This window comes from Caballeronia fortuita (genome assembly GCF_001544835.2).
GTDB lineage: Bacteria > Pseudomonadota > Gammaproteobacteria > Burkholderiales > Burkholderiaceae > Caballeronia > Caballeronia fortuita.
This window is the reverse complement of the sequence record NZ_FCNX02000001.1, coordinates 753,993-766,285: the sequence shown is the minus strand read 5'-3', so window position 1 is coordinate 766,285 and position 12,293 is coordinate 753,993. Positions and strand designations below refer to the sequence as shown.

Annotated in this window: 7 protein-coding genes; 6 read left to right on the top strand and 1 reads right to left on the bottom strand. The window is 63.5% G+C overall.

Annotated elements, in window-relative coordinates:
- Nucleotides 1-42 precede the first annotated feature (42 nt).
- From AWB77_RS03585 to aroG, 4 genes are all read left to right on the top strand, one after another.
- Nucleotides 43-4,329, top strand: coding sequence for a YhdP family protein (locus AWB77_RS03585; protein ID WP_061132964.1), 4,287 nt, complete (start codon nucleotides 43-45; stop codon nucleotides 4,327-4,329).
- Nucleotides 4,330-4,384: 55 nt separating this feature from the next.
- Nucleotides 4,385-5,215, top strand: coding sequence for a carbon-nitrogen hydrolase family protein (locus AWB77_RS03580; RefSeq protein ID WP_061132963.1), 831 nt, complete (start codon nucleotides 4,385-4,387; stop codon nucleotides 5,213-5,215).
- Nucleotides 5,216-5,347: 132 nt separating this feature from the next.
- On the top strand, nucleotides 5,348-6,814 hold the full coding sequence (gene tldD / locus AWB77_RS03575) for a metalloprotease TldD (protein WP_061132962.1): 1,467 nt from the start codon (nucleotides 5,348-5,350) through the stop codon (nucleotides 6,812-6,814).
- Nucleotides 6,815-7,143: 329 nt separating this feature from the next.
- The gene (aroG, locus tag AWB77_RS03570; RefSeq protein WP_061132961.1) at nucleotides 7,144-8,217 is read left to right on the top strand and encodes a 3-deoxy-7-phosphoheptulonate synthase AroG; all 1,074 of its coding nucleotides are present in this window, start codon (nucleotides 7,144-7,146) and stop codon (nucleotides 8,215-8,217) included.
- 322 nt (nucleotides 8,218-8,539) lie between these two features.
- Here the strand turns inward: aroG and AWB77_RS03565 are convergent, their stop codons facing one another.
- The gene (locus AWB77_RS03565) at nucleotides 8,540-9,100 is read right to left on the bottom strand and encodes a cob(I)yrinic acid a,c-diamide adenosyltransferase (RefSeq protein WP_061133158.1); all 561 of its coding nucleotides are present in this window, start codon (nucleotides 9,098-9,100) and stop codon (nucleotides 8,540-8,542) included.
- A gap of 155 nt (nucleotides 9,101-9,255) precedes the next feature.
- Between AWB77_RS03565 and AWB77_RS03560 the strand changes: the two genes are divergently transcribed.
- Nucleotides 9,256-10,674 carry an FAD-binding oxidoreductase gene (locus AWB77_RS03560; protein ID WP_061132960.1) on the top strand — a complete coding sequence of 473 codons (1,419 nt, stop codon included), beginning with the start codon at nucleotides 9,256-9,258 and terminating at the stop codon, nucleotides 10,672-10,674.
- A gap of 113 nt (nucleotides 10,675-10,787) precedes the next feature.
- Nucleotides 10,788-12,287 (top strand): FAD-linked oxidase C-terminal domain-containing protein, encoded by a 1,500-nt coding sequence (locus tag AWB77_RS03555; protein ID WP_208601491.1) that lies wholly within the window; start codon nucleotides 10,788-10,790, stop codon nucleotides 12,285-12,287.
- Nucleotides 12,288-12,293: the final 6 nt, after the last annotated feature.

Below are 12,293 nucleotides of genomic sequence, written 5' to 3'. Positions count from 1 at the left end.
CGTCAAACACGCAAAACTACCATATCGCCGAACAGCAGCAGCATGTCCGACAGCAGACGATCCGTCGACCCGACCGAAGTTGGACAAGCCAGGCCCAGCGGCAACGCCGAGCGCGTGCTGTCACGCGTCTTCAAAGTCGTTCTCGTCATTGCGGCCATCGCGTATTTTCTGGTGGCCGGCATTTACGTGGGCCTGCGCTACATCGTCATGCCGCAGGTCGATTCGTTCCGGCCGCGCATCGAGCAACTCGTCTCATCGCAGATTCACGCGCAATTGCGCATCGGCAGGATTTCGGCGCGATGGTCCGGGCTGTCGCCCACGCTCGATATCGACAACCTGCGCATCGATGCCGCCGACGGTTCGCCCGGCCTCGCCGTGCCGCACGCGAGCGCGAGCATCGCTTGGGCGTCGCTGCTGCATCTGCGGCCCAAGCTCGCGGACCTGACCGTCGACGGTCCCGACGTCATCGTCGCGCGTAATGCCGACGGCGCGCTCTCGGTCGCGGGCGTGCCGATTCCCGCGCATCGCACCGGCTCGAACGCGTTCACGACCTGGCTGCTCGGTCAGGACAACATTCTTCTGCGCGACGGCACGCTGCGCTGGCGCGACGCGCAACGCGCCGCGCCCGAGATTGCGTTCAAGCGCCTGCATCTCGCGATCATCAACGACGGCACGCGTCATCGGCTCGCGCTCAAGGCGCCCGCCGACGGCGACGTGCTGCACGGCCCGCTCGACTTCCGCGCGGACTTCCGTCATCAGCCGTTCTCCGCGATGGGCGCGCCCGCGAACTGGACCGGCCGCCTCTATCTGTCGACCGGCCCCGTCGACCTGCCGATGCTCGCGCGCTACGTCAAGCTGCCGTTTCAGTTGTACACCGGCCGCATCAACAATCAGATCTGGTTGAACTTCGCGGGCGGTCAGTTGCAGAACGCGACCGGCGAGCTGACCGGCGCGAACGTCGCGCTGCGCGTGCGCGCGACACAGCCGCGTCTCGATCTGCCGATCGCGCGTTTCGGCTGGAGCGTCGAGCGCCAAGACACGGAATACACGCTCGACCTGAGCGACCTGCACGCGGAACTCGGCCAGACGCCGCTCGACGACGGCACGCCGGTCGCGCGCCTGCTCGTGTCGCGCTCGCTGACGGCCACGTATCGCCCGCCGGGCGTCGGCAAGGGACAACTCGTGCGGCTTACCGGCGATACGGTCGATATCGGCATCCTCGCGGAATTCGCGCGCGCGCTGCCGGTGCCCGCGAAAGTGCTGAACGAACTCGTGCGCTTCAATCCGCGCGGCCAGGTGTCGAACTACACGATCTTCACCGAGCGCGCCGCGCCGAAGACCGAGGAAGAAGCGCAGGCACAGCGCAAGAAAGGCGACGCGCCGCTCGTGCGTTACGCGTTCAAGGGCGACCTCGAAGGTCTGAGCGTGCAGGCGCAGGAGCCGCCGCCCGGTCTCACGATCAACAATCATCCGCGCGCGGGCATTCCGGGCGTCGAGAATCTGTGGGGGCGCGTCGATGCGAACGAGAAGGAAGGCAACATCGTCATCGACACGAAGAACGTGGCCGTCATCATTCCGGGCGCGTTCGACGATCCGCGTCTCACCTTCGATTCGCTCAAGGGCAATGCGCGCTGGAACGTCGCCGATGCGATCGCGCCTGGCGAATTGCGCCGCGCGTTCACGATCCATCTCGACACCTTGCGCGTGAAGAACGCCGATGCCGAAGGCGAAGTCACCGCCGATTACTGGAATCAGGGCCACGGGCGCGGCAATCTCGATCTGAAGGCGAAGGTCGCGCATCTGAAGGTGACGAGCCTCGTGCGCTATCTGCCGACGAGTCTCAACGAGCGCGTGCGCGTCTATCTCGGCCACGCGCTGCAGGCGGGCGTCGCGAGAAACGGGACGATCGAAGTGCACGGGGATCTCACGCGCTTCCCCTACGCGAAGTTTCCCGACGCGGGCATCTTCCGCATCGAGGCGCCGTTCACCGGCGGCAAGTTCGATCCGACGCCTTTCCCGCCGCGCAAGATGGCCAACGGCCTGCCGAACTTCTGGCCGGCGTTCGAGGGCATCGACGGCACGTTCACCCTCGCGCAGAACAAGCTGGGCTTCGATGTCGACAAAGGGCATTACCGCGGCGTGAAGGTGTCGAAGGTCGTCGGACGCATCGACGATACGGGCAATCGCGAGACGAAGCTGTGGATCGACGGAAAGGCGCGCGGCCCCCTCGCCGACATGCTGCAATACGTCGACGACAGCTCGCTCGGCCTGATGGCGAAGCACGCGACGCGCAAGATCGATGCGAAGGGCAACGCCGATCTCGCGCTCACGCTCGGCATCCCGCGTTACCGCCCGCCCCCGCCGCAGCCGCCGCTCAAGCCCGAGTACAAAGGCTCGATCACCTTCGCGGACAACGAAGTCGCGTACAGCAATCTGCCGCCGCTCACGCATCTGCGCGGCCGCGCCGACTTCGCCGCGAAAACCGTCACGCTCGACGGACTTTCCGCGCAGCTTCTCGGCGGCGACGTACGCGCGAAAGGCGGCGTGCAAGCCGACGGCAGCTATGCGGTCGACGTGAACGGGCGCATCGGCGCGGACGCCGCCACGCGCCTGAACCGGCGCATCACGCCGCAGGTCGCGGCGTTCATGAAGCGCATCGACGGCACGGCGCCTTACGAGCTGCACGTGCGCGGCGTGAAGAACGCGCTGCCGAACGTGCAGGCAAGCTCGGACCTGACGGGACTCGGGATCGACCTGCCGGCGCCGTTCGGCAAGGCGCAAGGCACGCCGATGCCCTTCTCGTTCACGTTCGCGCCTTCGGCCGGCGCGCCGGATCTGCACGACGCGAAGCTGAGTTTCGGGCCGGTCGCGGCGCATTACGTGTTTCAGCAGATCGGCCGTGCTCAGGTGAAGATCGATCCGCAGAACGCCGCCGAACCGATGAACATGCGCGCGCGCCTCAAAGTCGTGCGCGGTGCGATCGGCGTGAACAAGCCGGCGGATTTGCCGGCCGACGGCGTGAGCGCCGCCGCCAATCTCAACGAACTCGACGCCGACGCCTGGCGCAAGACGCTCGCCGACATCGCCGCCGCCACGCCCGAGCCGTCCGCCGCCGCCGCAGTCGCCGCCGACGCCCCGCGCCCGCCGATGAGCGAGAACGTCCGACAGTTCATCCCGACGCGCGCCGACATCCACTTCACGACACTCAAGCTGCTCGACCGGCGCTGGGAAAACGTCGAGATTCGCGCGAACGAGTCGGGACGCAAGTGGCAGGCGAACATCGCGTCGGATCAGCTTTCCGGCGATGTCGCGTGGACGCCGGGCGCAACCCGCGACAGCCCCGGCGCATTGCAGGCGCGCTTCGCGAAGGTCGTGATTCCGGAGAAGACGGGCGGCGAATCCACCGCTCCGATGGTCCGCAAACCGCCGCGCAACATGCCGACGATCGATCTCATCGTGAACGAACTTGTGTTTCGCGGACACGGTCTCGGACGGCTCGAAGTCGACGCGCACAACGAAGTAGTCGCCGACGAGCCGATCTGGACGCTCGACAAGCTCGAACTCGCAAACCCCGACGCGACACTCACCGCGAACGCGACGTGGCGCACGTTGCCGGGCACGCCGCCGGGCATTACGGACGACGCCGCTGCCCGCCGCACGTCGGTCGACTTCAAGGTCGATGTGAAGAACATCGGCCAGTTGACCGACCGCTTCGGCGCGCCGCACGTGGTCAACGCGGGCAACGGCACGATCGCCGGACACGCGGGCTGGAACGGCAGCCCGGCGACCCTCGACGTGAACACGCTCGATGGCAACGTCGCCGTCGATCTGCGTCACGGGCAAATCCTGCGCGCGCCGGGCGCGGCGAAGTGGCTTGGCATCTTCAGCCTGCGCAGTCTCGCGAACCTGCTGACGCTGCATTTCGAGGATGTCGTCGGCAAGGGGCTGCCGTTCGAGAAGATCACGGGCAATGCGAAGATCGTCGACGGCATCAGCCGCACGGACGATTTCCTGATGGTCACGTCGCCCGCGCGCGTGCAGATGCGCGGCATCGTCGATATGCCGAAGCAGACGCAGGATCTGCGCGTCAAAGTGATCCCGACGGTCGGCGCGGGCGCGGCGGCGATCGGCGCGGCGGTGATCAATCCGCTGCTCGGCCTGGGCGTGCTCGCCGCGGATATCGCGCTGTCGGCATCGATCCAGAAGGCGTTCGCGATCGACTATTCGATCACGGGTTCGTGGAGCAAACCTGTCGTCCAGCGTCTCAAGGGCGATCAGGGTAAGATCGAAACACCCGCCGCCGCCGTGGCTCCGGCCGCTGCCCGCTGAAAACGGGCGTTCGGCGGCGCTGTTTTCTCCCCTTTTTCGACAGCGCACTCAAGACATGAGCGAAAGATCGAGCGAAAGCGCGGCGCCGTTTCAGGTCGCCGCGCTGCAGATGGTCAGCACGCCGGATCGCGAGCGCAATCTCGCGGACGCTGGAAGGCTCATCGCCGAGGCCGCGCGCGGCGGCGCGCAACTGATGCTCCTGCCCGAATATTTCTGCTTCATGGGCTTCAAGGACACCGACAAGCTCTCGATCCGCGAAACGCTAGGCGACGGCCCCATCCAGCAATTTTTGTCCGATGCGGCGCGCGAACATCGCGTGTGGATCATCGGCGGGACGCTGCCTTTGCAATCGCCGGAACCGAACCGTGTGCTCAACACCACGCTCGTCTTCGATCCGGCCGGCAAGCAGGTCGCGCGTTACGACAAGATTCATCTGTTCAATTTCGAGAAGGGCGAAGAATCGTTCGACGAAGCGCGCACCATCTGCCCCGGCGCCGAAGTGCGGACCTTCGACGCGCCGTTCGGGCGCGTGGGATTGTCGGTGTGCTATGACCTGCGCTTTCCCGAGTTGTATCGAAAGCTCGGCGATTGCGCGCTGATGGTCGTGCCGTCCGCGTTCACGTACACGACCGGCAACGCGCACTGGAAAACCTTGCTCAAGGCGCGCGCCGTCGAAAATCAGTGCTACGTGCTGGCGGCGGCGCAAGGCGGCAAGCACGAGAACGGACGGCGCACGTGGGGCCACAGCATGCTAATCGATCCGTGGGGCGAGATCGTCGCGGTGAACGATGAGGGCATGGGCGTCGTGGCGGGCGGCATCGATGCGCAGCGCATCGCCTCCGTGCGGCAGAGCTTGCCGGCGTACCGGCATCGCGTGATCGGATGAAACGCAACTTGAAGACGCGGGTTTTTCCCCGCACATGACCTGACGCAATGAGCCCTTAGAATAGGCTGCACATTTGGGCTGCAAATCGTCTGAAATATCATCGAACGTCACAGAACACGCAATAGGCACCGCATGAACATCATCGAACCCGGCATTCGCAACCTGGTCACGGCGAAGGACGTTTTGCTGACGCCCTACGGCCTCGACGAAGGGTTGATCACCCGCACGCTCGCGGAAATCTTCACGCATCGCGTCGATTACGCGGATCTCTATTTCCAGTCCACGCGCAGCGAAGCGTGGAGCCTCGAAGAAGGCATCGTCAAATCGGGCAGTTTCAGCATCGATCAGGGCGTCGGCGTGCGCGCCGTGTCCGGCGAGCGCACGGCGTTCGCCTATTCCGATGACCTTTCGCCCGAATCCATCCGCCAAGCCGCACTCGCGACGCGCGCGATCGCAAAGGCGGGCGGCGGCAAGCACAAGGTCAAGCCGGCGAGCTCGCTCACGGGCGTGTCGGGCCGCGATCTGTACCTCGCCGCCGATCCGCTCCATTCGCTCGATGCGACGGCGAAGGTGAAGCTGCTGGAACGCGTCGAGCAGATGGCGCGCGCCAAGGATCCGCGCATCACGCAGGTGATGGCGGGCATGGCCGGCGAATACGACGTCGTGCTCGTCGCGCGCAGCGATGGCGCGCTCGCGGCGGATGTGCGCCCGCTCGTGCGCGTGTCGGTCACGGTGATCGCCGAGCAGAACGGCCGGCGCGAGATCGGCACCGGCGGCGGCGGCGGACGTTACGACTACGGCTATTTCACGGATGCGATCCTGCAGAAGTACGTCGACGATGCCGTGCATGCCGCGCTCGTCAATCTCGAAGCGCGCCCCGCTCCGGCCGGCGCGATGACCGTCGTGCTCGGGCCGGGCTGGCCGGGCGTGTTGCTGCACGAGGCGGTCGGGCACGGGCTGGAAGGCGATTTCAACCGCAAGGGATCGTCGGCGTTCGCGGGGATGATCGGCGAGCAGGTCGCGGCGAAAGGCGTCACGGTCGTCGATGACGGCACGCTGCCGAACCGGCGCGGCTCGCTCAACATCGACGACGAAGGCAATCCGACGCAGTGCACGACGCTGATCGAAGACGGCATTCTCAAGGGCTACATTCAGGATTCGTTGAACGCGCGCCTGATGAAGATGCCCGTGACGGGCAATGCGCGCCGCGAATCGTACGCCGCGCTGCCGATGCCGCGCATGACGAACACGTACATGCTCAACGGCGACAAGGATCCGCAGGAGATTCTCGCGTCGGTGAAAAACGGCTTGTACGCGGTGAATTTCGGCGGCGGTCAGGTCGATATCACCAACGGCAAGTTCGTGTTCTCGGCGTCCGAGGCGTACATGATCGAGAACGGCAAGATCACGTATCCGGTGAAAGGCGCGACGCTGATCGGCAGCGGGCCGGAGTCGCTCAAGTACGTGACGATGATCGGCAACGATATGTCGCTCGATAGCGGCGTCGGCGTGTGCGGCAAGGAAGGCCAGAGCGTGCCGGTGGGCGTCGGTCAGCCGACGTTGCGCATCGAGAAGATGACGGTCGGCGGGACGGTGTGATCTATGCGGATTTTCCGCATCGGATGCGTGTTTTTGCGGTGTCGCCGCAAGGTCCGATGCGGATTGTCCGCGTTCTCGTAGTCGCGGGGTTGTCAGCGCCGTACGTTTGAGGTTATAAAAGCAGTCACAACTTTTTGACACGCCTTCGAACCATCATGTCCGCCAAGTTTTATTTTTATTTCTTTTGGCATCTCAGACCGCTGGCGGATCGAGAGGGTGAGTCGTACACAGGTTGAACAAACCGAATTCCCGAGAAAACCGCCAGCGAGTCTGGCGGTTTTTTTTTCGCCTTCTTTAGTTCGAATAGCACGCGCAGCAGGAGAACCGAAATGCCCCCGCACAATACCGATGACGTTCGCATCCGTGAATTGAAAGAGCTGACGCCGCCCGCGCATCTGATCCGCGAGTTTCCTTGCGCCGAGCCGGTTTCGGAGCTGATCTACAACGCGCGGCAGTCGATGCATCGCATTCTTCACGGGATGGATGACCGGTTGATCGTCATCATCGGGCCCTGCTCTATTCATGATCCTCGCGCGGCGATGGAGTATGCGGGAAGGTTGATCGAGCAGCGTCGTCGCTTTGCTGGCGAACTCGAGATCGTAATGCGCGTGTACTTCGAGAAGCCGCGCACGACGGTTGGATGGAAGGGGCTCATCAACGATCCGTATATGGATAACAGCTTCAAGATCAATGACGGGTTACGCGCTGCGCGCGAGTTGCTCATGCATATCAATGAGCTCGGGCTGCCGGCGGGGACCGAGTACCTCGATATGATTAGTCCGCAGTACATCGCCGATCTGATTTCCTGGGGGGCGATTGGGGCGCGTACGACCGAATCGCAGGTGCATCGAGAATTGGCTTCCGGGTTATCGTGTCCTGTGGGGTTCAAGAATGGCACGGATGGTAATGTGAAGATCGCCGTCGATGCCATCAAAGCCGCTTCACAACCGCATCATTTTCTTTCTGTCACGAAGGGCGGGCATTCGGCGATTGTTTCTACTGCCGGCAATGAAGATTGCCATATCATTTTGCGCGGAGGTAAAGCGCCGAATTATGATGCCGCTAGTGTCGATGCGGCTTGCTCGGATATCGGCAAGGCGGGTTTAGCTGCGCGGTTGATGATCGATGCCAGTCATGCTAATAGCTCGAAGAAGCATGAGAATCAGATTCCGGTTTGTGAGGATATCGGCAAGCAGCTTGCTGCGGGGGATGAGCGGATCGTGGGCGTGATGGTGGAGTCGCATCTTGTTGCTGGGAGGCAGGATTTGAAGGAAGGTTGTGAACTGACGTATGGGCAGAGCATCACCGATGCTTGTATCGGGTGGGAGGAGAGCGTGGGGCTGCTGGAAGGGCTGGCGGAGGCTGTAAAACAACGACGCGTAACGCGGCGCAGCGGAAACTAACGATACAAAGCCGCTCAGGCGGCTTTTCGCAGCGTTTCTGCCGGTGACTGACGACATCATCAAATTCGTCCCGCGCCTTATGTGGCGCGGCCCTATCCGCCGCTAAAGAAATATATTGTGCACGTCCCGTCCTTTCACACCGCATTCAATAAAATCTTCGTAATATACGAGTAATTATGATGCAATCATTCGCGCCGCCTACAACGTCGCATATTTTTCTTGAAGTGTGCAAACTCGCGAATCTCGAATTTTGTTTTGGCGTTTTTTCAACAATTGTCTGCGCAATAATATTCGTCAATTATTACCGAAGCTCCCGTCCGGGTTATTCAGGCTGCGAAGGACCGCCCCATAGTACGTCAACCCCACCATCCGCCCGATTCAACACGCGCGCCCACACAAACATCAAATCCGACAACCGATTTACATACCTGCGCGGCGCTTCATTAACTCCGGCAGGCTCGACACGCCCGAGCGCCACAATCGCCCGCTCCGCTCTCCTACAGACAGTGCGCGCGACATGCGCCAATGCCGCCGCTCTCGATCCGCCCGGCAAAATAAACTCCGTCAACGGCGGCAAAGTAGCGTTGTACTCTTCCAGCCACGCATCAAGTTGCGCAAGATGCGATTCCTGAATCATCGAATGCCCCGGAATCGACAATTCCCCGCCAAGATCGAACAAATCGTTCTGAATCCGAGTAAGCGCATCCCGAACATCGCTCGGCATCGCCTCACAAAGCAAAACGCCGATGCACGAATTCAACTCATCCACATCCCCGATCGCGGCGATCCTCGCATCGTCCTTCGAAACGCGGCTTCCGTCGCCCAGACCCGTCGTTCCATCATCGCCGGTGCGTGTGGCGATCTTGCTCAAGCGGTGGCCCATCATCGACTCCCTGGTCAGCAGACAAAACCGGCCCATTATAGGCACGCGCCTCTGCGCAAAAGCCCGCCGCGCCGGCCAGTGCCTCAACGGCGTAAAATGAGATAAACATCCCGCGCCCAGACAGACGCCAAAGCCGCCCCGCCCGGAGACAATTCGTGAATCACCCCACCGAACATCAGGCGCTCCAGAAACGCCCCTTCCCCGCCGCGCTTCTCGATGCACTGAAGCAGCAATTCGCCGACCGCGTCTCCACCGCGCAAGCCGTGCGCGAACACCACGGCCGCGACGAATCACCGTTCGATCCGCAACTGCCCGACGCCGTCGTCTTCGCGCGCAGCACCGACGAAGTCCAGACCATCGTCAAACTCTGCGCAGAACACGACGTGCCGATCATTCCCTACGGCAACGGCTCGTCGCTCGAAGGGCATCTGCTCGCGGTGCAAGGCGGCGTCTCCATCGACTTGTCGGAGATGAATCAGGTCGTCTCGATCAACGCCGAAGACCTCACAGTCACCGTGCAGCCCGGCATCTCGCGCAAGCAACTGAACGAAGCGCTCAAGGACACCGGCCTCTTCTTCCCGATCGATCCCGGCGCGGACGCGAGCATCGGCGGCATGTCCGCGACGCGCGCCTCCGGCACCAACGCCGTGCGCTACGGTTCGATGCGCGAAAACGTCCTCGCGCTCACCGTCGTCCTCGCCGATGGCCGCATCATCAAGACGGGCACGCGGGCACGCAAATCGTCGGCGGGTTACGACCTCACGCGCCTTTTCGTCGGCTCCGAAGGCACGCTCGGCGTCATCACTGAAATTACCGTGCGCCTCTATCCGCAGCCCGAAGCGATTTCGGCGGCCGTGTGCGCGTTTCCGTCGATGGGCGACGCCGTGCGCGCCGTCATCGAAACGATCCAGATGGGCGTGCCGATCGCGCGCGTCGAATTCGTCGACAAACTCGCCGTGCGCGCCATCAACAAACATTCGAACCTGACGCTGCGCGAATCGCCGATGCTGTTCTTCGAGTTTCACGGCACCGAATCCGGCGTCGCGGAACAGGCGCAGACCGTGCAGGACATCGTTGCGGAGAACAAGGGCGAAGACTTCGAATGGGCGACGCGCCCCGAAGACCGCAGCCGTCTCTGGAACGCGCGCCACTCCGCCTACTTCGCGATGCTGCAACTGAAGCCCGGCTGCCGCGCCGTCACGACCGATGTCTGCGTGCCGATCTCGCGCCTCGCCGAATGCGTCGAGGAAACCGAAAAGGACTTGCAAGGCTCGTACTTGCCGAGCCCGATCGTCGGCCATGTGGGCGACGGCAACTTCCACGTCGCGATGTTGCTCGATCCGGCCAAGCCCGAAGAGCTGGAAGAAGCCGAGCGCACCAACCGGCTGATTGTCGGACGCGCGCTCAAGATGGGCGGCACGTGCACGGGCGAGCACGGCGTTGGGCTGCACAAGATGGGCTTTCTCGTCGATGAACACGGCGCGGACGCCGTCGATACGATGCGCGCGATCAAGCAGGCGCTCGATCCGAAGAATCTGATGAACCCGGGGAAAATCTTCGCTTTCGAAGGCTGACGAAGTCGCGCAAGATGCACACATGACATAAGCGCGCCGACAGCGCAGGCATCGAAAAAGGAGGAGACGTGAACGCACCCGACGAGCTCAAACCCGAGCAGATATCACCCAATCTGCCGCACGAAGACGCGCCCGAACTGAGCGAGGACCAACTCGCCGCGCGTCAGCGTGATGTCGTGCAGGCGCTGATGGCCGTGCTGCCGACGCACTGCCTGCTTTTTCGGGACGAAGACACCGCCGCCTACGAGTGCGACGGTCTCGCCGCGTATCGGCGTCTGCCGCTCGCGGTCGCGTTGCCGGAAACCGAAGCGCAGGTGCAGCGCGTCGTGCAGATCTGCGCGCGCCTCGCCGTGCCGATCGTGCCGCGCGGCGCGGGCACCGGCCTCTCCGGCGGCGCCATGCCGATTCGCCACGGCATCGTGCTGTCGCTCGCGCGCTTTCGGAAGATCGTCGAAGTCGATCCTTACGCGCGCACCGCGACCGTGCAGCCGGGCGTGCGCAACCTCGCGATATCGGAGGCCGCCGCGCCTTACGGTTTGTACTACGCGCCGGATCCGTCGTCGCAGATCGCATGCACGATCGGCGGCAACGTTTCGGAGAACTCGGGCGGCGTGCATTGTCTGAAATACGGACTCACGGTTCATAACGTGCTGCGCGTGCGCGCGGTGACGATGGACGGCGATGTCGTCGAATTCGGCTCGCTCGGCCCCGACGCGCCCGGCCTCGATCTGCTCGCGGTGCTGATCGGCAGCGAAGGCATGTTCGCGATCGTCACCGAGATCATCGTCAAGCTCATTCCGAAGCCGCAGACGGCGCAGGTCATCATGGCGAGCTTCGACGATGTCGTGAAAGGCGGCAACGCGGTGGCGGCGATCGTCGCGGCGGGCATCATCCCGGCCGGCCTCGAAATGATGGACAAGCCCGCGACGCGCGCCGTCGAGGAATTCGTCAACGCGGGCTACGATCTCGACGCCGCCGCGATCCTGCTCTGCGAATCCGACGGCACGCATGACGAAGTCGCCGAGGAAATCGTCCGCATGACGGCGGTGCTGCGGGAGCATGGCGCATCGCGCATCCAGATTTCGCGATCGGAAGCCGAGCGGCTCAAGTTCTGGTCGGGCCGCAAGAACGCGTTCCCGGCGGCGGGCCGCATCTCGCCGGACTACTACTGCATGGACGGCACGGTGCCGCGCCGCGCGATCGGGCCGCTGCTCGCGCGCATCGAAGAAATGGAGAAGAAGTATGCGCTGCGCTGCATCAACGTGTTCCATGCCGGCGACGGCAACATGCATCCGCTGATTCTCTTCAACGGCAACGATCTCGACGAATGGCATCGCGCCGAAGCGTTCGGCTGCGACATCCTCGAATGCTGCGTCGAACTGGGCGGCACGGTGACGGGCGAACACGGCGTGGGCATCGAAAAAATCAATTCGATGTGCGTGCAGTTCTCGCCGGAAGAGCGCGACGCGTTCTTCGCCGTGAAGCACGCATTCGATCCGCCGGGCCTGCTCAATCCCGACAAGGGCATTCCGACACGCGCGCGCTGCGCCGAGTACGGGAAGATGCACGTGCGCGGCGGGCTCTTGCCGCATCCGGAATTGCCGCGCTTCTAGCCAAGG

What these genes read in the sequence shown, in the direction of transcription:
- AWB77_RS03585 (WP_061132964.1), top strand. Translation starts at nt 43, where the DNA reads ATGTCCGACAGCAGACGATCCGTCGACCCGACCGAAGTTGGACAAGCC.
- AWB77_RS03580 (WP_061132963.1), top strand. Translation starts at nt 4,385, where the DNA reads ATGAGCGAAAGATCGAGCGAAAGCGCGGCGCCGTTTCAGGTCGCCGCG.
- tldD (WP_061132962.1), top strand. Translation starts at nt 5,348, where the DNA reads ATGAACATCATCGAACCCGGCATTCGCAACCTGGTCACGGCGAAGGAC.
- aroG (WP_061132961.1), top strand. Translation starts at nt 7,144, where the DNA reads ATGCCCCCGCACAATACCGATGACGTTCGCATCCGTGAATTGAAAGAG.
- AWB77_RS03565 (WP_061133158.1), bottom strand. Translation starts at nt 9,100, where the DNA reads ATGGGCCACCGCTTGAGCAAGATCGCCACACGCACCGGCGATGATGGA.